Source organism: Sulfuritortus calidifontis (genome assembly GCF_003967275.1).
Taxonomy (GTDB): domain Bacteria; phylum Pseudomonadota; class Gammaproteobacteria; order Burkholderiales; family Thiobacillaceae; genus Sulfuritortus; species Sulfuritortus calidifontis.
The window spans coordinates 669,127-692,341 of the sequence record NZ_AP018721.1 but is presented as its reverse complement, the minus strand read 5'-3'; the positions used below and the strand labels follow the sequence as shown (position 1 = coordinate 692,341).

Annotated in this window: 19 protein-coding genes; 7 read left to right on the top strand and 12 right to left on the bottom strand. The window is 65.3% G+C overall.

What is annotated here, in order from left to right; translation table 11 throughout:
- Nucleotides 1–24: 24 nt before the first annotated feature.
- The 3 genes from EL388_RS03765 to EL388_RS03755 are packed head-to-tail and all read right to left on the bottom strand — an operon-like array spanning nt 25 to nt 6,723.
- On the bottom strand, nt 25–3,777 hold the full coding sequence (locus tag EL388_RS03765) for a nitrate reductase subunit alpha (RefSeq protein ID WP_126459835.1): 3,753 nt from the start codon (nt 3,775–3,777) through the stop codon (nt 25–27).
- Nucleotides 3,778–3,805: 28 nt separating this feature from the next.
- Nucleotides 3,806–5,419, bottom strand: coding sequence for an MFS transporter (locus EL388_RS03760; RefSeq protein ID WP_126459832.1), 1,614 nt, complete (start codon nt 5,417–5,419; stop codon nt 3,806–3,808).
- A 38-nt stretch (nt 5,420–5,457) separates the two neighbouring features.
- Nucleotides 5,458–6,723 (bottom strand): MFS transporter, encoded by a 1,266-nt coding sequence (locus tag EL388_RS03755; protein WP_126459829.1) that lies wholly within the window; start codon nt 6,721–6,723, stop codon nt 5,458–5,460.
- A 277-nt stretch (nt 6,724–7,000) separates the two neighbouring features.
- Between EL388_RS03755 and EL388_RS03750 the strand changes: the two genes are divergently transcribed.
- Together EL388_RS03750 and narL are read left to right on the top strand one after the other, a co-directional pair.
- A complete protein-coding gene (locus tag EL388_RS03750) occupies nt 7,001–8,902 on the top strand; it encodes a histidine kinase (RefSeq protein WP_232019171.1) in 1,902 nt (633 codons plus the stop codon).
- A complete protein-coding gene (narL, locus tag EL388_RS03745) occupies nt 8,899–9,552 on the top strand; it encodes a two-component system response regulator NarL (RefSeq protein ID WP_126459826.1) in 654 nt (217 codons plus the stop codon). The genes EL388_RS03750 and narL overlap by 4 nt, the downstream gene beginning before the upstream one ends.
- Before the next feature lie 19 nt (nt 9,553–9,571).
- Here narL and EL388_RS03740 read toward each other — a convergent pair whose 3' ends face one another.
- Complete coding sequence (locus EL388_RS03740; RefSeq protein WP_165919072.1) at nt 9,572–11,629, bottom strand: sensor domain-containing diguanylate cyclase; 2,058 nt, start codon at nt 11,627–11,629, stop codon at nt 9,572–9,574.
- 174 nt (nt 11,630–11,803) lie between these two features.
- Between EL388_RS03740 and EL388_RS03735 the strand changes: the two genes are divergently transcribed.
- Nucleotides 11,804–13,009 carry an NnrS family protein gene (locus EL388_RS03735; RefSeq protein WP_232019170.1) on the top strand — a complete coding sequence of 402 codons (1,206 nt, stop codon included), beginning with the start codon at nt 11,804–11,806 and terminating at the stop codon, nt 13,007–13,009.
- Between the two features lie 114 nt (nt 13,010–13,123).
- Nucleotides 13,124–14,371: a nitronate monooxygenase gene (locus EL388_RS03730; RefSeq protein ID WP_126459816.1), complete on the top strand. Its 1,248-nt coding sequence runs from the start codon at nt 13,124–13,126 to the stop codon at nt 14,369–14,371.
- Nucleotides 14,372–14,454: 83 nt separating this feature from the next.
- Here the strand turns inward: EL388_RS03730 and EL388_RS13800 are convergent, their stop codons facing one another.
- A complete protein-coding gene (locus EL388_RS13800; RefSeq protein ID WP_165919073.1) occupies nt 14,455–14,592 on the bottom strand; it encodes a hypothetical protein in 138 nt (45 codons plus the stop codon).
- Between the two features lie 144 nt (nt 14,593–14,736).
- Here EL388_RS13800 and EL388_RS03725 point away from each other — a divergent pair, with 144 nt between their 5' ends.
- Genes EL388_RS03725 through EL388_RS03715 form a run of 3 tightly spaced genes read left to right on the top strand, consistent with a single transcriptional unit; the run spans nt 14,737 to nt 16,664 of the window.
- Complete coding sequence (locus EL388_RS03725) at nt 14,737–15,762, top strand: hypothetical protein (protein WP_126459813.1); 1,026 nt, start codon at nt 14,737–14,739, stop codon at nt 15,760–15,762.
- Nucleotides 15,763–15,776: 14 nt separating this feature from the next.
- On the top strand, nt 15,777–16,226 hold the full coding sequence (locus EL388_RS03720; RefSeq protein ID WP_126459809.1) for a hypothetical protein: 450 nt from the start codon (nt 15,777–15,779) through the stop codon (nt 16,224–16,226).
- 3 nt (nt 16,227–16,229) lie between these two features.
- Nucleotides 16,230–16,664 carry a hypothetical protein gene (locus EL388_RS03715; protein WP_126459806.1) on the top strand — a complete coding sequence of 145 codons (435 nt, stop codon included), beginning with the start codon at nt 16,230–16,232 and terminating at the stop codon, nt 16,662–16,664.
- A gap of 16 nt (nt 16,665–16,680) precedes the next feature.
- Here EL388_RS03715 and EL388_RS03710 read toward each other — a convergent pair whose 3' ends face one another.
- The 7 genes from EL388_RS03710 to EL388_RS03680 form a co-directional block, all read right to left on the bottom strand.
- Nucleotides 16,681–18,228 carry a nitrite reductase gene (locus tag EL388_RS03710; RefSeq protein WP_126459802.1) on the bottom strand — a complete coding sequence of 516 codons (1,548 nt, stop codon included), beginning with the start codon at nt 18,226–18,228 and terminating at the stop codon, nt 16,681–16,683.
- A gap of 14 nt (nt 18,229–18,242) precedes the next feature.
- Nucleotides 18,243–19,430: a heme d1 biosynthesis radical SAM protein NirJ gene (gene nirJ, locus EL388_RS03705; RefSeq protein WP_126459799.1), complete on the bottom strand. Its 1,188-nt coding sequence runs from the start codon at nt 19,428–19,430 to the stop codon at nt 18,243–18,245.
- 112 nt (nt 19,431–19,542) lie between these two features.
- Nucleotides 19,543–20,043 (bottom strand): siroheme decarboxylase subunit beta, encoded by a 501-nt coding sequence (gene ahbB, locus EL388_RS03700; RefSeq protein ID WP_126459797.1) that lies wholly within the window; start codon nt 20,041–20,043, stop codon nt 19,543–19,545.
- Nucleotides 20,040–20,588 (bottom strand): Lrp/AsnC family transcriptional regulator, encoded by a 549-nt coding sequence (locus tag EL388_RS03695; RefSeq protein ID WP_126459794.1) that lies wholly within the window; start codon nt 20,586–20,588, stop codon nt 20,040–20,042. Before EL388_RS03695 ends, ahbB (EL388_RS03700) begins: the two co-directional genes overlap by 4 nt.
- Nucleotides 20,589–20,618: 30 nt before the next feature.
- Nucleotides 20,619–21,629 (bottom strand): siroheme decarboxylase subunit beta, encoded by a 1,011-nt coding sequence (ahbB, locus tag EL388_RS03690; protein WP_126459791.1) that lies wholly within the window; start codon nt 21,627–21,629, stop codon nt 20,619–20,621.
- Nucleotides 21,626–22,798, bottom strand: a complete 1,173-nt coding sequence (locus EL388_RS03685) for a cytochrome D1 domain-containing protein (RefSeq protein WP_197721815.1) — start codon at nt 22,796–22,798, stop codon at nt 21,626–21,628. The genes ahbB (EL388_RS03690) and EL388_RS03685 overlap by 4 nt, the downstream gene beginning before the upstream one ends.
- An 8-nt stretch (nt 22,799–22,806) precedes the next feature.
- Entirely contained in the window at nt 22,807–23,136 is a 330-nt protein-coding gene (locus tag EL388_RS03680) for a c-type cytochrome (protein ID WP_126459781.1), read from the bottom strand.
- Between the last annotated feature and the right edge of the window lie 79 nt (nt 23,137–23,215).

Sequence of the window (23,215 nt, the reverse complement as noted above, 5' to 3'; positions counted from 1 at the left end):
GGTTTTCTCCTATTCCTGATCGCATCAGCGGGGGCCGACACCGGCCGGGTTGCGCTGCTCTTCCCGCTCGGGGGTCAACGGCCGCTCCAGCCAGTCGACGTCCTGGTCGGCGATCTTGCGCACCACCACCACCTCGTCGCGGTTGCTGCCGACCGGACCGTAGTAGTTGAAGCTGTAGGCCAGCTGGGCGTAGCCGCCGATCATGTGGGTGGGCTTGACCACCACGCGGGTGACCGAGTTGAGGATGCCGCCGCGCTTGCCGGTGGTGGGGCTGCCGGGCACGTTCACGTTCTTCTCCTGGGCGTGGTACATCAGCGCCATGCCGCGCGGCACCCGCTGCGAGACCACCGCGCGGGCCACCGTCGCGCCGTTGGCGTTGACCGCCTCGACCCAGTCGTTGTCCGCGATGCCCACGCTCTTGGCGTCCTCTTCCGAGATCCAGAAGTAGGGGCCGCCGCGGAACAGGTTGAGCATGCGCAGGTTGTCCTGGTAGCTGGAGTGGATGCCCCACTTGGAGTGCGGGGTGATCCAGGACAGCACGAGATGCGGCGACTTCTTCACGCTCTCGGGCACCTTCTTGTGCTCCTGCATGTCCACCGGTGGCCGGAAGCAGCAGAAGCCCTCGCCGAAGTCCAGCATCCACTCGTGGTCCTGGTAGAAGTGGGCGCGGCCGGTCAGGGTGCGGAACGGGATGTGCTCGTGGATGTTGGTATAGCCGGCGGTGTAGGACACCTTTTCCGACTCGATGCCGGACCAGGTCGGCGCGGTGATGATCTTGCGCGGCTGGGCCTGGATGTCGCGGAAGGTGATCTTGTCCTCGTGCCGGCCGGCATAGAGGTGGTGGTGGTCGATGCCGGTCTTCTTCGACAGCGCCGTCCACGACTTGTGCGCCACCTCGCCGTTGGTCTCCGGCGCCATGCGCATCACCGAATCGCACACGGCGATGTCCTCTTCCAGGCTGGGCATGCCCTGGGAGATGCCCGGCTCGGTCACGGTGCGGTTGAGGCTGGCGAGCTCCTTGTATTCCTGCTCGGTGTTCCAGTCCAGGCCCTTGACGTTGTTGCCGATCTTGACCATCAAGGGGCCCAAGGCGATGAACTTGTTGTAGGTGCTGGCGTAGTCGCGCTCGACCAGCTTGATCAGCGGCATGGTCTTGCCGGGGATCGGCTCGCAGTCGCCCTTCTTCCAATCTTTGACCTGACCCAGGGGCTGGGCCAGCTCGAACGGCGAGTCGTGCTGCATGGGCAGGGCGACGACGTCCTTCTGCACGCCCAGGTGCTTGCCGGCCAGGCTGGAGAACTTCTTGGCCAGGGCCTTGAAGATCTGCCAGTCGGACTTCGACTCCCAGCCCGGGCTCACCGCCTCGGCCAGGGGATGGATGAAGGGGTGCATGTCCGTGGTGTTGAGGTCGTGCTTCTCGTACCAGGTGGCGGTGGGCAGGATGATGTCGGCATAGGCGCCGGTGGAGTTCAGGCGGAAGTTGATGTCCACCATCAGGTCCAGCTTGCCGGCCGGAGCCTGGTCCACCCACTTCACCTCCTTGCAGTCGTTGCCGACGCCGCCCTCCTGCAGCACGCCATTCTGGGCGCCGAGCAGGTGCTTCAGGAAGTACTCGTGGCCCTTGGCCGAGGTGCCGATCAGGTTGCCGCGCCAGACAATCAAATTTCGCGGCCAGTTCACCGGGTTATCCGGGTCGGCGTAGGCGACGTCGAGGGCGCCGGACTTCAGCTGCTCGGCCACATACTTGGCGGTGGCCGCCTCGTCGGTGGCGCCGGCCTTGGCCGCCTCGGCCGCCAGTTCCAGCGGGTTCTTGTTGAAGTGCGGCGCCGAGGGCAGCCAGCCCAGGCGGGTGGAGACCACGTTGTAGTCGGCCAGGCTGTAGCCCTTGTTGCGGTTCTTGCCCGCGGGCGACAGCAGGTCGTCCGGCTTCACCGTCTCGTAGCGCCACTGGTCGGTGTGGAAGTACCAGTAGGAGGTGGAGTTCTGATGCCGGGGCGGACGGTGCCAGTCGAGGGCGAAGGCGATCGGCGCCCAGCCGGCCTGGGGCCGCAGCTTCTCCTGGCCGACGTAGTGCGCCCAGCCGCCACCCGACTGGCCGACGCAGCCGCACAGGTGCAAGAGGTTCATGATCGAACGGTAGGACTGGTCGTGGTGATACCAGTGGTTGATCGCCGCGCCCATGATGACCATGGACTTGCCCCGGGTCTTGGCGGCATTGTCGGCGAACTCGCGGCCGGTGCGCTCGATGTCGGCGCGTTTGACGCCGGTGATCTTCTCGGCCCAGGCCGGGGTATAGGCGACGTTGGCGTCGTTGTAGTCGCTGGCCACGTTGCCGCCGCCCAGGCCGCGGTCGACGCCGTACTGAGCGACCAGCAGGTCGAACACCGAGGCGACCAGTACCTCGGAACCGTCGACCAGCTTGACCCGGCGCGCCGGCACGTTGCGGAACAGCAGGCTTGGCTCGTCGTGGGCGAAGTGGGGGAAGCCGACCGAGACCACCTCGGTGCCGGGCTTGCCCTGGCAGCTCAGCTCCAATTTGGTGTCCCTCCCGGCGGCTTTTTCCAGCAGGTTCCACTTGCCCTCCTCGCCCCAGCGGAAGCCGATGGAGCCGTTGGGTGCGACGAACTGGTCGGACAGTTCGTCGAAGCCGATGGTCTTCCACTCGGCGTTGTTGGTCTCGTTCAGGTTGCCGACGAAGTCGGAGGCGCGCAGGTTGCGGTCGCTGACATAGCCGTCGCCGTGTTTGCGCAGCATCACCTGCATCGGCAGGTCGGTGTATTTGCGCGCGTATTCCTGGAAGTATGGGGTCTGCCGCTGAATATAGAACTCCTTGAGCGCGACGTGGCCCATGGCCATGAAGGCGGCGGAATCGGTGCCCTGGCGGATCGGCATCCAGAGGTCGGCGAACTTGCAGAACTCGGCGTAGTCCGGCGCCATGGACACGATCTTGGTCCCCTTGTAGCGGGTCTCGATGGCGAAGTGGGCGTCCGGCGTGCGGGTCATCGGCAGGTTGGCGCCGGCGATGATGATGTAGGTCGAGTTGTACCAGTCGGCCGACTCCGGCACGTCGGTCTGCTCGCCCCAGGTCTGCGGGCTGCCGATGGGCAGGTCGCAATACCAGTCGTAGAAGGAGCCGCAGGCGCCGCCGATCAGGCTGAGATAACGACTGCCTGCGGCGTAGGAGATCATGGACATGGCCGGGATCGGCGAGAAGCCGTAGATGCGGTCCGGACCCCATTTCTTGATGGTGTAGATGTTGGCGGCGGCGACGATCTCCAGCACCTCGTCCCAGTGGGTGCGAACGAAGCCGCCCAGGCCGCGCACCTTGACGTACTTGTCGCGCTTGGCGCTATCGGCCTGGATCGCGGCCCAGGCCTCGACCGGGTCGCGGCCTGCCTTGCGCTCGGCCCGGTAGAGGTCGAGCAGGCGACCGCGGATCATCGGATGCTTGATCCGGTGCGGGCTGTACAGATACCAGGAGAACGAGGCGCCGCGCTGGCAGCCGCGCGGCTCGTGGTTGGGCAGGTCGTCGCGGGTGCGCGGATAGTCGGTCTGCTGCATCTCGAATGAGACCAGGCCGTTCTTGACGAAGATCTTCCAGGAGCAGCCGCCGGTGCAGTTGACGCCGTGGGTGGAGCGCACCACCTTGTCGTGGCGCCAGCGGTTGCGGTAGGCGTCCTCCCACTTGCGGTCTTCGATGGTCAGCACGCCGTGGCCGTTGGAAAAGGACTCGCGCGGTTGGCTGAAGAAGGTCAGGCGATCGAGAAAGTGACTCATGGTTTTCTCCTAAGAATTCCGGGCGGGCTTAAGGGTTCTTGATCTCGGCGCCGCGGCGCAGATAGAACCACCAGTTGAGGATCAGGCAGGCGGCATAGAACAGGGCGAAGCCGTACATGGCGTTCTCCGGGGTGCCGGCTTTGAGCTGCCCCTTGATCACCTCGGGCGCAATGAAGGAGCCGTAGGCCGCCACAGCCGAGGTCCAGCCCAGTACCGGCCCGGCCTGAGCCCGGTCAAAGATGACACCTACGGTACGGAAGGTGGAGCCGTTGCCGATGCCCGAAGCGGCAAAGACAACGACGAAGGTGATCATGAACTGGGTGAAGTAGATCTCGGGCGTGGCCGAGTGGTAGGCCTGCATCATCAGGTAGCCGGCATAGACCGAGGCGGCGACCATGATTGCCGAGATCACCTGGGTGACGATGGAGCCGCCCACCTTGTCCGAGATCCAGCCGCCGAGCGGCCGGGCCAGGGCGCCGACAAAGGGACCGATCCAGGCATAGGTCAGGGCCGATGGTGCGTTCGGGTTCTTGACGTGGCTCCAGGTCTGGCTGGCGGCGTCATAAAGGTGCATGTCGCCGAAGATCACCGTGATCGACAGTGGCACCGCGGCGGAGAAGCCGATGAAGGAACCGAAGGTGACCACATAGAGCGCGGTCAGCGACCAGGTGTGCTTGTTGGAGAAGATGGCGAACTGCTTCTGGATGCCGGCCTTCATCTCGCCGATGGCGAACAGGCGCATGACGAACAGGGTGCCGACCATGATCAAGGGCAGCGCCAGCCACATGTTGAGCAGGCCCAGACCGCCGGCGGCGTTCGGCAGGTAGAGGTAGAGACCGACGCCGGCGGTGACCGCGGCCAGGCCATAAAGCCAGAGGATCTTGGCGAAGGCGCCCAGGGTGGAGCCGATGGCGGGCGAGATCGGCAGCAGGTTGTTCATGCCGAAGTAACCGAGGAAGGCGAGCGGCACCAGGGCCAGCAGCCAGACCCAGCCGGCGTTCTGGATCCAGGTCGGCGTGCCGGCGGCGATCTTGCCCAGGATCCAGCCGGAGTCCTTGACCAGCTCCATCGGCGCACCGGCCAGCGCGCCGAAGATGCCGCCGGTCATCACCAGGGGGATCAGGATCTGCATGGTAGTGACGCCGAAGTTGCCCAGACCGGCATTCATGCCCAGGGCGGTGCCTTGCAGCCGCTTGGGAAAGAAGGTGCTGATGTTGGACATCGAGCAGGCGAAGTTGCCGCCGCCGATGCCCGAGAGCAGGGCCAGAAGCTGGAACACCCACAGCGGCGTGGTCTTGTCTTGCAGGGCGATACCGGTGCCGATGGCCGGGATCATCAGCAGGGCCGTGGTCAGGAAGATGCTGTTGCGGCCGCCGGCGATGCGGATGAAGAAGGACGAGGGGATGCGCAGGGTCGCACCCGAGAGCCCGGCGATGGCGGTCAGGCTGAACATGTCTTCCTTGGAGAAGGGGAAGCCGAGGTTCAGCATCTGCACGGTGATGATGCCCCACATCATCCAGATGGCAAAACCGAGCAAAAGACTGGGGATGGATATCCACAGGTTGCGGTAAGCGATTCTGCGCCCTGTGGACTCCCAGAATTTCGGGTCCTCCACATCCCATTCCTTGATGTCGATACTCATCGTCTTCGTGCTCCGTCAGGTGTGTTGAAGGTTGGCGTTCATTCCATGGGATCGTTTACCGGCCGGCGTCCGCGCTTGACCAGATGATCGAGCTTGCGCACCTCGGTGGTGTACATCCAGATCAGCGACACCCAGACCACGCCATACATGAGCATGAAGGCGGAGGAACGGATGCCGGTGAGGTCGACCAGGGCGCCGAAGATGACCGGCAGCAGAAAGCCGCCAAGGCCACCGATCAGGCCGACGATGCCGGAGACGACACCGATGTTGTGCGGGTACTCGTCGGAGATGTACTTGAACACCGAGGCCTTGCCGAAAGCGAAGGCGACGCCGACGGTGAACAGCAAGGCGGTGAACAGTTCGGGCGACAGGGCGATGTGGTAGGTGCGCGGCCCGGTCACGGTCTGCACGGTGAAGGCCGTCTGCGGGTAGGACATGATGAACAGGCAGATCCAGGAAACCCAGAGCACCCACCAGGTCACCCGATGGGCGCCCCACTTGTCGGCCATCCAACCGCCGACCGCGCGCAACACGCCACCCGGCAGGGAGAAGGCCGCGGCCAGCAGGGCGGCCGACTTGAGATCGAAGCCGTACTCGCTGACGTAGTACTTGGTCATCCACAGCGCCAGGGCGACATAGCCGCCGAAGACGATGGAGTAGTACTGGCAGTATTTCCACACCGCAGGATCGCGCAGGGCATGGAGCTGCTCGCGCAGGGTGACGTGGCCACCGACCTTGTGCGCCGGCTCGTCGTAGGTGAACAGCCAGAACAGGAGGGCGGTGACCAGCATCACCCCGGCGTAGACCTGTGGCACCATCTGCCAGCCGTAGGCGACCACGATGACCGGGGCGACCAGCTTGGTCACCGCCGCGCCGGAGTTGCCGGCGCCGAAGATGCCCATGGCGAAGCCCTGGCGCGCCTTGCCGAACCAGCGGGCGCAATAGGCGATGCCGACCGAGAAGGAACCGCCGGCGATGCCGACGAACAGGCCGGCGACCAGGAACTGCCAGAACTCGGTGGCGAAGGCGAGCAGCCAGATCGGCAGCACGGTCGACAGCATGAGCAGGAAGAAGACGATGCGGCCACCGAAGCGGTCGGTCCACATACCCAGCGGCAGACGGATCAGCGAGCCGGTGAGTACCGGGGTGGCGGCGAGCAGGCCGAACTCGGTCTCGTTCAGTCCGAGTTCCTGCTTGATCGGAATGCCGATCACGGCGAACATCATCCAGACCGCGAAGCACACCGTGAAGGCAATAGTGCTCATCGCCAAAACGGAGATCTGCTTTTGGGTCTGTGTCGTCATACCGGTCGCCTCGGGTAGAAAAACAACGCAAATCGAAATTGCCTGGGGCGAGTTTTAGCCAGTAGCGGCGCGGTTTCCAGAGGGGTGCAGCGACGAACGGCAGGCGCGATTACCACCTAAGAGGTATGGTGGTAGCCGCCTAAGTGGCTGTTATATTGAGACTTGAAAAATCGCATTGCTGCCGGTGCAATCTGCCGGCGCAATGGTGGTATCCCCATAGATTCGCCCGGGCCCGTGTCATCGTCGCCACCGGCCCGGCGCCTGACGAGGCTTTCGCTTGGCACGCTCAACCTGGCGGCATATCGAACAATCGCTGGTCACCCGGCTGGGCGGGGCCATCGCGGCTATTGCCGTGCTGGCGGTGCTGGGCATGTCGGTCTCGGGCATGGTCGCCCTCTCCACCCAGGGCAGCAGCGAGGCGATCAACCTGGCCGGCAGCCTGCGCATGCAGAGCTGGCGCATGGCCAGCCTCTATCTCGCCCTGGCCAACGGCGATGCGGAACGGGGCCGCGCGGCGCTGCGCGAGGCCATCACCGATTTCGACATCACCCTGATGTCCCGGCCCATCGTCGAGATGTTGCCCGGCCCGGGCGAGGTCGATCTGGTCGCCAGCTACCACCGGGTGCGCAGCGACTGGCGCCAGCGCATCCGGCCGCACTTCGTCGCCGCCGCAACCGCCGATGCCGCCCGGCCCGGCCCGGCGCAGGTCGCGGCGATGCAGGCCGAGGTCGGCGCCTTCGTCGCCGACATCAACCATCTGGTCAAGCAGATGGAACGGGCGACCGAATCCAAGATCCTGGTCCTGCAGATGGTGCTCGGCGTCGCCCTGGTGGTGACCGTGCTGGTGGTGCTGCTCACCATCCATCTCATCCACACCGGCCTGGTCAAGCCGCTGCATGAGCTGCTCGGCTTCGCCACCCGTGTCGGCCAGGGCGATCTCTCGGTGCGCACCGAATACATCGGCGAGGACGAGCTCGGCCGCCTGGGCCAGGCGTTCAACCTGATGGCGGAAGACCTGTCCAAGCTCTACCAGGACCTGGAGTCGCGGGTGGCGCAGAAAACGGCGGAACTCACCCGCAGTAATCGCTCGCTCGAACTGCTCTACCACTCGATCGCCCGCCTGCACGGCGCGCCGCCCGGCCGCGAGACCTACATGGCCGTGCTGCGCGACATCGAGATGGTGCTCGGCCTCGGCCACGGCATCGTCTGCCTGGGCGAACCCGGCGGCAGCTCGGGCCGCGCCATCGCCTCGAGCATGGTCTCGGGTGACGCCAGCCCCTGCGACAAGGCCGACTGCGCGCTATGCCACAACACCCGCACGCCGCGGGTGAGCATCATGGACGACGGCCGCCAGCTGCTCACCCTGCCGCTGTCGGATACCGAACACCAATACGGGGTGCTGATCATCGACCTGCCGGAAGGCGCGCACCCCGAGGCGTGGCAGGTACAACTGCTGGAAGCGCTGTCGCGTCACATCGGCGTCGCCATCGGTGCCGAGCAGCGGGTGGAGCAGAGCCGCCGGCTCGCCTTGTTGGAAGAGCGGGCGGTGATCGCCCGCGAGCTGCACGACTCGCTGGCCCAATCGCTGGCCTACATGAAGATCCAGGTCAGCCTGCTGCAGGCGGCGCTGAAGGATCCGCAGCAGCATGGCGCGGCGGAGCAGCTGCTGGCCGAGCTGCGCACCGGCCTGTCCGGCGCCTATCGCCAGCTGCGCGAGCTGTTGTCGACCTTCCGGCTGAAGATGGAGGGCGGCGACCTGCACAGCGTGCTCGCCCATACCGTGGCGGAATTCGCCCGCCGCGGCGGCATCGAGATCGAGCTCGACACCAGCCGGCTCGACTGCCCGCTGTCGCCGAACGGGGAGATCCATGTCCTCCATGTCATCCGCGAGGCCTTGTCGAACGTACTCAACCATGCCCATGCCAGCCGGGCCGCGGTCGGCCTGCAGTGCCGGCCGGACGGCCGGCTTGAGGTGGTGATCGAGGATGACGGCATTGGCATCCGCAAGACGGCCGACGTCCACCACTACGGCATGACCATCATGGAAGAACGCGCCCGCACCCTGCAGGGCGAGATCCGCTACGAGGAACGGCCTGGCGGCGGCACCCGCGTCGTGCTCGACTTTCCTCTCAACGGCCAGCGTCAGTCCGTTGTCCCGATCAAGATCGCCAATCTATGAATACCTCATCCCCCCAACGTCTGTTGATCATCGACGACCACCCGCTGTTCCGCAAAGGCGTGCTGCAGCTGCTCAAGCCGGCAGCCGAGTTCAACGTGATCGGCGAGGCCTCCGGTGGCCGCGAGGGATGCCGCCTGGCCAGGGAACTGCAGCCGGACCTGATCCTGCTCGACCTCAACATGAAGGACATGAACGGCATCGAGGTGCTCAAGGCGATCAAGGCCACCGACAGCGAGGCGCGGGTGGTCATGCTCACCGTCTCCGACGAGGCGGCCGACCTGATCGCCGCCCTGCGCGCCGGCGCCGACGGCTATCTGCTGAAGGAGATGGAGCCCGAGGATCTGGTGGCCAGGCTGAAGGACGCCGCCGCCGGCCGCCTGCCGCTGACCGAGCGGCTGACCGGACTGCTCGCCCACGCCATGCGCGACGACGGCCGGCCGAAGGACCTGGACGAGGCCGGTCTGACCGAACAGGAGGGCCGTATCCTCGATCTCATCGCCGAGGGCAAGAGCAACAAGCTGATCGCCCGGGAACTCGACATCACCGAAGGCACGGTCAAGGTCCACGTCAAGCACCTCTTGAAGAAGCTCAACCTGCGCTCGCGGGTCGAGGCGGCGGTGTGGGCGATCGAGAGAAAACGAGGCCGCTAGCGCCTATTTCGCCAGGCGCTCAGTCGGCCGCACAGCTCCCCGTCGGGTCGGTGGCCGACACTTCCAGGCAATTTCGTCCTGCCGCCTTCGCCGCATATAACGCGGCATCGGCTCGACCGATCAGCGGCTCGATGCGCGCACCCTTGCCCGGCACGCAGGCCGCCAGGCCGATGCTCACCGTGACCACGCCGTAGGCCGTGCTCGGGTGCGGGATCGCCATGGCCTGCACCTGGCTGCGCACGGTTTCGGCGATATGCCCGGCGCCGCCGGCATCGGTGTTGCCGAGGAAGACGATGAACTCCTCGCCGCCATAGCGGGCCGCCAGGTCGCCGGCGCGGCTGATCTCGCGGCCGAGCACCTCGGCCAGCCGGCTCAGGCAGACATCGCCGGCCTGGTGGCCGAAATGGTCGTTGTACTGCTTGAAGTGATCGATATCGATCAGCAGGATCGCCACCCACTCGTGGCGGCGCTGGGCCTGGCGCCAGAGCCGGCTGGAAAAATCGTCGAAATGGCGCCGGTTGGCCAGGTTGGTCAGGCTGTCATGGGTGGAGAGGAAGGCCAGCTCCTCGTTGGCCGCCTGCACCTTTTCCTTCTCCTGGCGCAGATCGGCCAGCGCCTCCTCGAGCCGGTCGATCATGGCCTGGCGCTCGGTGACGTCGCGGATCGAGGCGACGAACAGCTGGCGACCACCCACCGTGGTTTCGGTCAGGGAGACCTCGACCGGGAAGGCCGTGCCCTCCTTGCGCACGCCCTGGCCCACCACCACGCGCTTGAACAGCAGCTTCTTGTGCCGCGCCACGTGCTCGTGCACATAACCGGCATGCCGGGTCCGGTCATGGCCGCCGATCAGGCGGGTGATGTCCTGGCCGATCAGTTCGGCCTCGGCATAGCCGTACATGGCGCAGAGCGAAGGGGTCACCCCGACGATGCGGCCCTGCTCGTCGGAGACGCACAGACCATCGTGCATGGCATTGAGCACTGCCCCCAGGTATTCCTCGCGTTCGGCCAACTTCTGCAGGGCCGCGCCGTGTTCGGTGACGTCGAACAGCGACAGCAACAGGCCGCATACCCCGCCTTCGGAATCGTGAATCGGCAGTAGGTCGATGTCCCAGTAGGTCGTGCCGCGCTCGGGCTGATCGGGATGCACGAAGGGCTTGGAATCGGCCCGATAGGCCCGACCGGTCTCCAACACCTGGCGGAAGATGCGCTCGTTCTCGGCATCGGGATAGAGGGCGAAGTGGTTCAGGCCAACATATTCGCCGGCCGGCCGTTTCCCGGCCGCGGCATAGGCCTCGTTGACGAAGACAAAATTGAACCGGCGGTCGAGATAGGCCATGAGCTGATGGCTGTTGTTGAACAGGCTGCTGAACAGGGCATTCTTCTCGGCCAGGGCGTGATTGGCGGCATCGAGCCGTCGGGTCAGCGCGGTCAGTTCGTTGATGTTGGCCTGCTGGTCGTAGCGGGCGGCCATCGCCTCGATCAGGCCCTTCTGGAAGCCGGTGACGATGCGCGTGGTCAACAGCAGATAGAGCAGCAGCGACAGACCGATGACGACGCCCCCGCTGCTGCCCTGCCACAGCCAATACCCCGCCAGCGGCAGGATCAGGGGCCAGCTGAAGGCGATGTGCGAGGGACGGTGGTGGCCGAAGGCCCCCATGCTGCCGCCGCTCAAACCGATGATGACCAGGGTCGCCACGATCAGGTCGGTCTGATCCAGATAGGACGTAAACAGGGCGCCGGGCAGCCCCCAGCACAGCCCGACCAGGAACAGGCTGAAGACGAAGCCGCGCTGCCAGTCCGGCAGGTCCTCGGCATAGATGGGATGCTTGAAATAATCGCTCAGGAAGCGCAAGCGCCAGGCCACCGCCGCCAGCGTCGCGCCACCCCAAAGCCAGACCCGGCTTGCCGGCACGTCATGGCTGTAGATGAACAACATCAAGGGCAACAGCACCACATGGGCGAACATGCTGGCCCGCGACTGGCGGAACACCAGATTCAGCGTTTCCCCTTGCAGGTGCTGGGCCTTGGTCACCCCCGGCTGGCTGCGGAACTTGAGGTGGTCACCGTGAGCGGTCATCGGGCGGATATTCGTTATCTGATCTTCAATTTTTAAGCATAAGCCAAGCCTATCGGCCTTCAAATAGAATGCGTGGGCCAGCTCAGCTATTTTGGAAGGCATTGACCCGCATCAATCCTATCGAAAGCAAACACCGCTAACATGGCCGCACCTCATTCCCGCCCTTTTCTATCCGTGCTCTGGCAAACCTTCAGCGCCGCCCCGCACCGGGTGATGTTCCTGCCCGGCGCCTTGCAGGGTGTAGCAATCATGGTGTGGTGGCTGCTGGAGCTGGAATCCGGCATCGGCCCGCTCGCCCTGCCGGTCACCGCCCTGGCACCGGCACCGGCCCATGCCTGGCTGATGCTCTACGGCTTCTTCCCCTTCTTCATCTTCGGCTTCGCCTTCACCGCGGTGCCCAATTGGCTGAACAGCAGCAAAATCCCGCCGGCCGCCTATGTCGGCAGCTTCCTGCCGCTCGCCGCCGGCGCGGCCCTGTTCTACCCGGGCATCTACCACCTGCCGCTGGCGGCGACGGCCGTCGCGCTGCATGCCCTGGGCATGGCGGTGGCACTGGCCGCCCTCTGGCACAGCCTGGTCAAGGCCACGGTTGACGACCGCCGGCACGCCTGGGCCATCTGCCTGGCGATCCTGACGGGGGTGACCGGCGATCTAGCCTTTCTGGCCTGGCTGCACCTGGAACAGCCCGCCTGGCTGATGCTGGCCCAGGCCCTGGCGGTCTGGGGCTTCCTCACGCCGGTCTTCCTCACCGTCTGCCATCGCATGATTCCGTGGTTCACCAGCCGCGTCGTCAGCAACTACGTGATGATCCGGCCCTATGGCCTGCTCTGGGCCATGCTCGCCGCCAGCCTGGGCCACGCCCTGCTGGAAACGGCGGGGCTCTCGCCGCTGACCTGGCTGACCGACCTGCCGCTGGCCGCCATCGCGCTCTGGTTCACCCTGCGCTGGGGCATCGCCCGCAGCCTGCACGTGCGCCTCCTGGCTATGCTGCATATCGCCTTCGTCTGGGCCACCCTGGCCTTCGGCCTGTCGGCCCTGGGCGCCCTGGGACTGTGGCTGGATTGGCCCTGGACCGGCGGCTTCGGCCCGTTGCACGCCCTGGGCATCGGCTTTTTCGGCTCCATGCTGATCGGCATGGCCTCCCGGGTCAGCCTTGGCCACTCCGGCCACGCCCTCGAGGCCGACCGCCTGACCTGGTGGCTATTCTGGCTGATCCAGGCCGCCGCCCTGGTCCGCCTGCTGCCGGACCTCCTGCCCGACATCGCCCCCTACCGCATCGCCTCGCTGGCCGCAGTGATCTGGCTGATCGCCTTCGGCGGCTGGGCCTGGCGCTACGCCCCCTATTACTGGCGCCCGCGTGCCGATGGCAAGCCGGGCTGACGGGCCATTTGCGCGATCCCGGTGCAAGAAGCCCGCCTCCTGTATCATGTTGGTTTTTTTACGGCCGGGCCCGCACCGGCCGGCTAACGCTTTCGACTCTGGACTGAACAAGCAATGAAATGTGTGGATGACTTCCGCCTGCGCTTCGGCAAGCGGGAATTGGTGCCAATCATGATCGGCGGCATGGGGGTGGATATCTCCACCGCCGAACTGGCCCTGGAAGCGGCCCGCCTGGGCGGCGTCGGTCACATCTCCGACGCGATGATCTCGACCGTGTCGGACCGCCGGTTCAAGACCGGCTTCGTCAAGGAAAAACAGAAGCAGTACAAGTACAACGTCGCCAACATCGACAAGTCGGCGGTCAAGTTCGACCTCGGCCAGATCGAGGAAGCGACCCGCCTGCACGTGGGCCGGACCATGGAGGCCAAGCGGGGTGAAGGCATGATCTTCATCAACTGCATGGAAAAACTGACCATGAACGCCCCGCGCGAGACCCTGCAGGTGCGCCTGTCGGCCGCGCTGGATGCCGGCATCGACGGCATCACGCTGTCGGCCGGCCTGCACCTGGGCTCGTTCGCCCTGATCGAGGACCACCCGCGCTTTCGCGACGCCAAGCTCGGTATCATCGTCTCCTCGCTGCGCGCGCTGCAGCTGTTCCTGCGCAAGAACGCGCGGCTCAAGCGCCTACCCGACTTCATCGTGGTCGAAGGCCCGCTGGCCGGGGGCCATTTGGGCTTCGGCCTGGATGACTGGTGGAAGTATGATCTCGCCACCATCACCGCCGAGGTCATCGCCTATCTCAAGCAGGAACAGTTGGACATCCCGGTGATACCGGCCGGCGGCATCTTCACCGGCAGCGATGCCGTGGGCTTTCTGGAAAACGGCGCCGCCTGCGTGCAGGTGGCCACCCGCTTCACCGTGGCCCAGGAATGCGGCCTGCCGGAGAAGGTGCAGCAGGAATACTTCAAGGCCAGCGAGGACGACATCGTGGTCAACGGCGTCTCGCCCACCGGCTACCCGATGCGCATGCTGAAGAACTGCCCGGCCATCGGCGCCGGCATCCGCCCCAACTGCGAGGCCTATGGTTATCTGCTCGACGCCAACGGCCACTGCGCCTACATCGATGCCTACTACCGCGAGGTGGCGGCGCATCCGGGCGCGAAGGAGATCCACGTCTACGACAAGACCTGCCTGTGCACCCACATGCGCAACTTCGACTGCTGGACCTGCGGCCACTACACCTACCGGCTGAAGGACACCACGCGCAAACTGGCGGACGGCAGCTACCAGATCCTGACCGCCGAGCATATCTTCAAGGACTACCAGTTCAGCAAGGACGGCAAGATCGCCCTGCCGGAGTGAACCTCGGCCCAGGAAACATCGTCCCAAATTCCCGATCATGCCGGTCGGGAACAAAAATTTCTTCCCAGAACTGCCTCAAGCGGTTATAAACGCAGCAGATTGCGGCCACCCCACATGAAGCCGCAACAAGCATGGGAGACCGCCATCGTCGTCTTGGCCTGCGCCGCCACCTCGGCCTGCGCGCTTTGGCTTACCCCACACTCCGGCGCATCGATATCCATCGATCACTTATGCTGCCGCAAGGCATGAAGAACCCGAAGCAATCGGGCAAATGCCAAAGGAAGGGAGAGATCGCACAATCTGCCGTGGCAAGACGCTGCGCTCGACCCCGCTTTATTCATAGCAATCACACATGGGAGATCGATATGGCTTGCAAAGACACCGCAGGCAGGGCGAGAAGACACTGCCTGGAATGGGAAACCCAGCAAAGGGCCGAATGCCGCAACTGGCGCACAGAGCAAGCGCAACGCTGCGACAACTGGGAAACCACCTGGGAGCAACGCTGTACCCAATCGCATACCGAGACCGAGCAAGTATGCGACCGCTGGGAAACGGAGCGCATCCAGGAATGCTCGGACTGGATCGTCATCTTCCGCTGGCTCTGCCTGGCTTGGACCTGGGTATCCACCACCGTCTGCCGAGCCTGGTCCTGGGTGACCAAGACGGTCTGCGACGCCTGGACCTGGGTATCCACCACCGTCTGCCGAGTTTGGACCCTGGTCACCACCGTCGTGTGCACGCTGTGGGTGATCGTCACCACCCTGGTCTGCCGGACCTGGGCCTTCGTGCTTGACACTTGGTGCCTGATTTACTGCAGCCTGCGACGACTGTTGGCGCCCAACGAATTCTGGCAACTGAAGAGCGAGTGTGTCTACGGCTGGACCAGCGCCTATCGGGCCGATCTCGACACCGAAAACTGCCGGCTCAACATCACCCTGCGCATCCGCCTGGTCGCGGACGAGGGGGTCAGCGCAGCCGATATCGCAACGGTACGGGCACGTTGGGAACCCGCCATCGAGGCCGCCTGGTCTGGCCAATTCCGCTTGAGGATGACCGGCGGCTCATGCACCTGCGAGCAGTACACCGTGAATGTGGATGTCCAATTCGTCGACAACAATGCGCACCACACGGTGATCGTGCACCCCGGTTCCGGACGTGCCGACATGACCAACTGGTACGTCAACAGCACCGGCGGCACGGCCGCGCACGAGGCCGGGCATATGTTCGGCAACGTCGATGAGTATGCCGACAGCAATTGCCCCGACCGCAATGTCACCAGCGACGGCAGCATCATGCAGAATTCGCAGACCGGCACCGTCCTGGCGCGGCACTATGCGAGCTTCGCCAACTGGCTGTCCAATCGTACCTGCTGCACCTATCAGGCCAGTTAATCAGGAGACCGATCATGACGAACCAAAGACCGATCTTTGACAAGACGCACCCCGAGAACTACCAAATCACCATCGAGGTCGGCGACATGCTGTCCGAGCATGGCCTGACCCGGATGACCCTGGCAGGCGACGGCCACGTCACCGCTGAATGGCTGGGCAAGATCAGGGGCGCTGTGGAAACCGCCAAGCAATTGCCCACCCACTACACCGGCACGCTCAAACACCATGACCCGATCGACCTGCTGCTGAAGGCCAGCCAGTTCAACTGGGACCGCAAGTTCCCCTCCCGCCCGGGCATCCCGGACGAAGCGATCGTGGTTTGGCAATTCGGCGAGAAAGGCGCCCCCGGCGCGGAAGTAAAGGTCTGGCTGCGCGAGGCGGAAAAAGATCCGCTCATGGGGCCGCTGCTCCAGGGACTGCGCGAGGAACTGGCCGATCTTTCCGACAACCACATCTATCTTTGACCGGTGACCCTGCGCCTGATCGATAGCCGGGAAGCCTTGGCTGCCTTGGTGGCACAACCACCAGGCAGCCAGGGCAACCCGCTCTCCAAGGTACGCTTTGCCCTCTCTCATCTACCCGACGAAGAAAACGATCGCCTAAGCAAACAGTGCAACCGCCTGATCATCGCCTGCGGTTGCGGAGCAGGTGCCGCGACGGCAATCGCAGCCGCCGGGGTCTATGCCGCGGTCGCCACCCATTCCGATTGGGGCGCTGAATACAGCCCATGGGCGCATCTTGTCTTGGGTGCTGCGGCCTTCTTTTTTTGCGGCCTGACCGGCAAGCTCATCGGGTTGGCCATCTCGCGCCATCGACTGCGCAAGCTGCTGCTGCAGGCACTCGATCAGACCGAGAAATACGCCCCGGCCGCCCTGTCAGACGTGCCGACGGCGCACCCCTGACTATGCTGGCCCGGGCTTAGTGACTGGTGCCCTCCGACAGCCGAGTCTTGTTCCAGACGTTGTACTTGCCCACGGGACGCTTCATCGGCAGCCGCTTGATCTCCTTGAGGGTGGCGGCGTCATACACGATCAAGGCGCCATCCTGCTCCCAGAGCGAGACCAAGGCGTATTTGCCATAGCGGTCGAACTCGACGTGGGTCGAGGTCTTGCCCGGCTCTGGCTTCAAGGTCGCCACGATCTCCAAAGTGCGCTTGTCGATCACCTGCATGACATCCTTGTTCGGCCCGCTGAAGACATCGGCCCAGGCATAGGGCGTGTTCTCGTGGCTGCGCAGGAAGAAGCCGGGACCCTCGGTCTTGATCTGCTTGACCGTCTGCCAGGTCTTCATGTCGATCACCGAGATCAGGCCTTCCTTGAGGTTGGGGCTGGCCATGACCGGCCGGCCCTGATACTGCCAGGTGATGCCCGAGCCCAGGTGGGGCATGCCGGGCAGGTCGAGGTCGGCGATCTTGCGGCCGGCGTCGAGGTGGACGACCTGGCCCTTGGGGCTGCTGCGCGAGGCGCCGAGGATGAGCTTGTAGTCCTGGTCGAAGTAGAAATCGTCGAGATAATCCGTCAGCTCGATCTGGCGCACCGGCAACGGGCCCGGCTCGGCAATCGCCTCCTTCAGTTTGTAGTCGTGGACCATGCCCTTGTAGACCGGCCGGCCGTCGTAAGGGATCTCCCAGACCTCCGGGATGTCGCGCAGGGCGGCGATGAAACTCGCGCGCGGCCGGGCGTCGTAGACGGCGGAGACGCGGGAGGTCTTGCCGTTCTTGCCCACCACCGGGATGACCTTGACCAGCGAGAGGTCGCGGGTGTCCAGGGCGACCAGGGTGTGCGGCAGATAGTTGGCCACCATCACGTATCTGGCGTCGGACGACACGGCGACGTTGCGGGTGTTGATGCCGGCGCGCACCTCGGCCACCACCTTGAGGTTCCACAGATCGAACTTGGTCACCCAGCCGTCGCGGGTGGACCAGAAGACGAAGCGGCCATCCTGGGTGAACTTCGGCCCGCCATGCAGGGCATAGCGGGTGGCGAAGCGGGTGATCGGCTCCATCTTGTCGCCGTCGAGCACGGTGATCGAGTTGTCGCCGTGCTCGACCACCAGGGTGATGTTCATGGGGTCGGCCTGGAACACCGGCTTGGCCGGCAGGTCCAGGGCCTCCTTGTGGACGATGCGGCTGGCCTCGATGTCGGCCGCCTCCCATTTCGGCTTCACCGCGGGCTCGGTGTAGATCCAGTCGGCCAGCGCCTGGATCTCGCCCTCGGACAGCGCCGATTTGAAGCCCGGCATCTGGGTGGCGGGCAGGCCGTCGGCGATGACCTTGAAGGCGTCGGCCCGCTTCAGCCGGGACAGGCTCTCCGGCAGCAGCACCGGCCCGGTGCCGCCCAGGCGGCCGGCGCCGTGGCAACCCTGGCACCAGGTTTCGTAGAGTTTCTCAGGGTTGGGGGCGGCCAGGGCGGAATGCGAACTGCCGGCCAGGATGCCCAGCAGTGCAAGTAGGGTGATGGGTTTCATTGTATGGATTCTTATCAAGGTGTGACGACAACCTCTGATCCCTGATGCCTGGCCTCCGATCCCACAAGGCCGATCTCCTCGTCGGTGAGATAACAGCCGGGGTCTTCGGCCCAGAAATCCTCCGTGGTCTGCCAGGCGCGCACCCGGGTGTTGCCGTTGCAGATCGCCAGGTGCCGGCAGGCGGCGCAGCGGCCCTTGACCGGGCGGGGCGAACGCTTGAGCCCGGCCATGAGCGGGTCGGAGACATCCGGCCAGATCCGGGAGAAGGGACGCTCGCGCACATTGCCCAGGCAATAGTTCCACCACATGGTGTCCGGGTGGACGTTGCCCAGGTTGTCGATATTGGCGACGTTCACGCCCGAGGCGTTGCCGCCCCATTGCAAAAGCTTCTGCCGGATGTGCTCGGCCCGTTCGGGGAAGTATTCCTGCGCCCAGGCCAGGAGGTAGGGGCCGTCGGCATCGTTGTTGCCGGTGACGAACTCCAGCGGCCGGCCGGCGCGGACATGGCGCCAGCAGCGATCGAAGATCAGATCCATGGCCTGGCGGGTGGTGCGAAAATGGGCGTCGTGCTTGCGGTTGCGGTTGCCGCGGCCGGCGTAGTTGAGGTGCGACAGATAGAACTTGTCGATCCGCTCGGCCTCCATCAGGTCCAAGAGGCCGGGCAGGTCCTGGGCGTTGTCCTGGGTCAGGGTGAAGCGCAGGCCGACCTTGGCCCCGGCGTCGCGGCAGAGGCGGATGCCGCCCAGCGCCGCCTCGAAGCCGCCCGGCTTGCGGCGGAATTTGTCGTGGGTCGCCTTCAGGCCGTCCAGGCTGATGCCCACGTAGTCGAAGCCGACTGCCGCGATCTTGTCGACGTTGGTCTCGTCGATCAGGGTGCCGTTGCTCGACAGGCCGACATAGAAGCCCATGGCCTTGGCCCGCTGGGCGATGTCGTAGATGTCGGGCCGCAGCAGGGGCTCGCCGCCGGAGAGGATGAGCACGGGCACGCCGAAGGCCTTGAGGTCGTCCATCACCCGGAAGACTTCCGCGGTGTTCAATTCGCCGGGAAAATCCTTGTCGGCCGAGATCGAATAGCAGTGCAGGCAGGTCAGGTTGCAGCGCCGGATCAGGTTCCAGATCACCACCGGCCCCGGCGGATTGCGCCTGGGCCCGATCGGCCTGGGATCGAGGATTTCCTGCATGAATTGCGTGACGCGGAACATGCGATTCTCCTAGCTAATCGGCTCGGCCAAGGGATATGGCGGCGACCGGATTGAGACAGGTCCAGAATGCGACGGCGTCAATGTGACCGCCATGACTGCAGTCAAAGATAGCTCAATCGGTCAGGCGCAGGCCGGTTTTTTTCAGGATGCGGCTGCTGTAGAGCACGTCGTGGCCATGGCAGGCATCGCCGAGCAAGGCGGCGATCACCGCGACCTTTCCGGCCACCTCCTGCCGGCTGCGGCCGTGCACCATGGCGAAGAGATTGTAGGGCCAGGCCGGCAGGTGCCGCGGCCGCAGATAGCAATGGCTGACGAAGGCCAGCCGGCCGACCTGCTCGCCCATGGCCTCGGCCCGATCATCGGCCACATCCCAGACGGTCATGCCGTTGGCGCTGTAGCCCAGAGCGTAGTGATTGGGCACCAGGCCGATGCGGCGGATGATGCCCGCCGCCTGCATGCGCTCGATCCGGGCCATGACCTCGCCGGCCGCCAGCCCCAGCTGCGCCGCCACGGCGTGATACGGCTGCGGCACCAGCGGCAGACCGGCCTGGGTGGCCCGGATGATCTGCCGGTCCACCGCATCCAGGATCAGGCCGGATTCGGGCGCGTTCATACCGTCAGTTTGAGCTCGACGAAGAACTCGCGTTCCTTGGGGAAGCGATAGACCGGCAGCCCGGTCTCCTGCTCGATGCGGCGAAAGGCCGCCTCCAGGGTGGCGTCGCTGTCGGAGGCAGCGACGAACCACATATTGAGCGCATGTTCGCGCCGGTAGTTGTGGGCGATCTCGGGCAGGGCGTTGACCGCCTCGGCCACCGCCTCGTAGCGGTCCTCGGGCACGGCCATGGCGGCCAGCACATTGCGCCCGCCCATGCGGTCGGCGTTGTAGAGCGGGCCGAAACGGCTGAGCACCTTCTGCGCCAGCAGGTGTTCGATGCGCTCGATCAGTGTCTGTTCGTCGAGGCCGAGCGTCTCGGCTGCCTGCTGGAACGGCCGCTCGCAGACCGGGAAGCCGCCCTGGAGGGCGTTGATGATGCGGCGATCGGTCTCGTCCAGGTCGTCAACAGCTCCCCCTCCCAGCCTCCCCCGCCCGCGGGGGAGGGGATTGTCTCCCTCCCCATTGATGGGGAGGGTCGGGGTGGGGATTTTTTCGGCAGCCATCTAACCAGAAGGTCTTTCTAGACTATATCTTCAAGCCGCCTTGGCCTGAGCCAGGCTGGCGTAGTGGGCGCCGCACTGCTTGAACCGGCGCAGGGAGAACAGCGGCTGGTGGCGCACGGTTTCCAGGCCGAGCCGGTTGCGAATCCGGGCCAGGGCATCGAGTACCGAGGCGCGGTCGCGGCCATGGACCATGGAGAACAGGTTGTAGGGCCAGTCGGGCAGGCGGCGCGGCCGGCGATAGCACAGGGTGACCGAGGACTCCTCGCCCAGGCGACGGCCGATCTTAGCCACCTCGGCGTCGGGCACGTCCCAGACCACCATGGCGTTGGCCCGGTAGCCCAGTTCCCGATGCCGGACCACGACGCCGAAGCGGCGCATGATGCCGAGTGTCTGCAATGCACCGATGCGCTCGAGCAGGGCGCTCTCGCTCATGCCGCAGGCGGCGGCGAGCCGCTCGTAGGGGCGGCTGGTCAGCGGCAGACCGGGTTCCAGCGCCGCGGCCAGGCAGTAGTCGACCGGCTCGACGGCCTGGCGCAGCGATTCGAGGTCCTGCAACGGCCGGGCCGAGCCGGCGTGCGGGCTGACGGCGCCCGAGAGATCGAAGCCGAGGTCGATGTGGTAGTCCTCCAGCATCGGCAGGTCCAGCGGCTTGAGCCCGGTCTGGCGCTGGATCTCGGCCAGCACTGCGCTCACCCGCTCCTGGCTGGCCGCGGTGACCACGAACCAGAGGTTGTAGACGTGCTCGCGCTCGTAGTTGTGGTTGACCTCGGGAAACTCGCAGATCAGCTGGGCCACCCGCTCCATGTGCTCCGGCGGCGCCGCCACCGCGGCCAGGGTGCTCCAGCCCAGGATGTGCGGCCGGAACACCGCGCCGATGCGGGAGAGGTGGCCGCGCGTCTTGAGTTCGGCCAGGCTGGCAAGCACCTGGGCCTCGGAGGCGTCCAGGCGGCGCGCCAGTTCGGCGAACGGACGGGCTGTCAGCGGAAAGTCGCGTTGCCAGTCGTTGAGCAGACGGAATTCGAGATCGGTCAGTGCGTTCATAGTCCGAACCGGTGGGCCCGTGAGGTGAAGAAGATGCCGCTCGGCGCGTCGGCCGGCAGTTCCGTCAGCTTCCTGAAGCTGCGGGTGTCGTAGACCTCGAGCCGGTTGCCGTCGCGCACCGAGAGCCAGACCGCCTCGCCGCGCGGGGTGAACTCCATGTGCAGCACGGCCTTGCCCGGCTTCATGGTGTGCACGATCTGCCGGCTGGGCACGTCGATCACCTGCACCGTGTCGTAGTGGGGAAAGGCGAAATTGACCCAGAGCTGGCGGCCGTCGGGCCGGGCCATGACGAAGACCGGCTGACCTGCCACGGGAATGGTGCCCACCTTCTGCCAGGTCTCGATATCGACGATGACCACCTCGTGCCGGCCGACGCCCGGGATGAAGGCCAGATTGCCGGACACCGCCCAGGTCTCCAGATGCGGCATCTTGTACACCGGCAGTTTCTCCTGGCCGCGGCCATAGTCGGGCAAGGCACGGCGCACGCCCTTCTCCGGCTGCCAGAGGTCGAGCACGGCGATGCCGTCCTCGCCGAACAGGCCGGCGATGTACCAGCGGGCGTCGGGCGTGACCAGGGCATCGTAGGGCTCGCGGCCGATGTTCTTGAACTTGGTCAGCTTGGGCTGCTTCGGGTCGTCCGAAAGATCGGCGATCCAGATCTCGCCGGCATCGAACAGGCTGAAGACGAAGCGGTTGTCCGTGGCGTCCTCCAGGCCGACCACGCGCGACAGGCCCTTCAGCTCTTCGGACCAGGCGGGAATGTCGACCACCAGTTCCAGGGTCTCGGCATCGAAGATCTTGACCCCGCCCGGCGTGTAGTTGGCCGCAGCAATATAGCGGCCGTCCTGGGAAATGGCGCCGCCGATGGAGTTGCCGGACTGGATGATGCGATTGACGATCTTGCCGGTAAGCAGGTCGACCTTGGTCAGGCCGCCGTCGCGGCCGAAGACGTAGGCATAGCGGGCGTCGCGCGAGAATACCGCCGAGGCGTGGGAAAGGTCGCCCAAGCCTTCGATGCGGCCGAGCACCGTCTTGTGTGTGGTGTCGAGCCATTGCAGCGAGCCTTTGGCCCGCTCCACGGCAATGCCCAGATCGCCGGTGCCGCGCAATTCGCCGGCCTGCGCCAGACCGGCCGACAAGGCCAACAGCAGACCACCGGCGAGCATCATGCTCCGAATCATTGCGGGAACCCTTTCTGCAAGTTGCGGACGATCCAGCGGGCCTCGGCTTCGGTGATGAAGGGTTGCCAGCCCGGCATCGCGGTGCCCGGCCGGCCGGTGAGAATGGTACCGACCAGACCGTCGAAGTCCTTGTCCTGCAGGGCATCGGGGGTCAGCGGCGTGCCCAGGCCGCCGGTGAGCTTGAGGCCGTGGCAGAAGCCACATTCCTGGCGGACGAAACGGACCAGCTCTTTTTGCCGTTCGGTCGACGGCAGCGGCTCTGCGGCCTGGGCGGCCGCGGCCAGCAACATCAGTGAGACAACGAGCGACTGTGATGTGCGGTGCATTTCAGCATCCGTTCGGAAGATTTTCACAGTGTCCCACGCTCCGAGGCACTGTGGAAATCTTCCAACCGCCCGGAGGCGG

Bases quoted from the DNA above. Each gene is read 5' to 3' on its own strand.
- EL388_RS03765 (WP_126459835.1), bottom strand. From the start codon at position 3,777: ATGAGTCACTTTCTCGATCGCCTGACCTTCTTCAGCCAACCGCGCGAG.
- EL388_RS03760 (WP_126459832.1), bottom strand. From the start codon at position 5,419: ATGAGTATCGACATCAAGGAATGGGATGTGGAGGACCCGAAATTCTGG.
- EL388_RS03755 (WP_126459829.1), bottom strand. From the start codon at position 6,723: ATGACGACACAGACCCAAAAGCAGATCTCCGTTTTGGCGATGAGCACT.
- narL (WP_126459826.1), top strand. From the start codon at position 8,899: ATGAATACCTCATCCCCCCAACGTCTGTTGATCATCGACGACCACCCG.
- EL388_RS03740 (WP_165919072.1), bottom strand. From the start codon at position 11,629: ATGACCGCTCACGGTGACCACCTCAAGTTCCGCAGCCAGCCGGGGGTG.
- EL388_RS03730 (WP_126459816.1), top strand. From the start codon at position 13,124: ATGAAATGTGTGGATGACTTCCGCCTGCGCTTCGGCAAGCGGGAATTG.
- EL388_RS13800 (WP_165919073.1), bottom strand. From the start codon at position 14,592: ATGGATATCGATGCGCCGGAGTGTGGGGTAAGCCAAAGCGCGCAGGCC.
- EL388_RS03725 (WP_126459813.1), top strand. From the start codon at position 14,737: ATGGCTTGCAAAGACACCGCAGGCAGGGCGAGAAGACACTGCCTGGAA.
- EL388_RS03720 (WP_126459809.1), top strand. From the start codon at position 15,777: ATGACGAACCAAAGACCGATCTTTGACAAGACGCACCCCGAGAACTAC.
- EL388_RS03710 (WP_126459802.1), bottom strand. From the start codon at position 18,228: ATGAAACCCATCACCCTACTTGCACTGCTGGGCATCCTGGCCGGCAGT.
- nirJ (WP_126459799.1), bottom strand. From the start codon at position 19,430: ATGTTCCGCGTCACGCAATTCATGCAGGAAATCCTCGATCCCAGGCCG.
- ahbB (WP_126459797.1), bottom strand. From the start codon at position 20,043: ATGAACGCGCCCGAATCCGGCCTGATCCTGGATGCGGTGGACCGGCAG.
- EL388_RS03695 (WP_126459794.1), bottom strand. From the start codon at position 20,588: ATGGCTGCCGAAAAAATCCCCACCCCGACCCTCCCCATCAATGGGGAG.
- ahbB (WP_126459791.1), bottom strand. From the start codon at position 21,629: ATGAACGCACTGACCGATCTCGAATTCCGTCTGCTCAACGACTGGCAA.
- EL388_RS03685 (WP_197721815.1), bottom strand. From the start codon at position 22,798: ATGATGCTCGCCGGTGGTCTGCTGTTGGCCTTGTCGGCCGGTCTGGCG.
- EL388_RS03680 (WP_126459781.1), bottom strand. From the start codon at position 23,136: ATGCACCGCACATCACAGTCGCTCGTTGTCTCACTGATGTTGCTGGCC.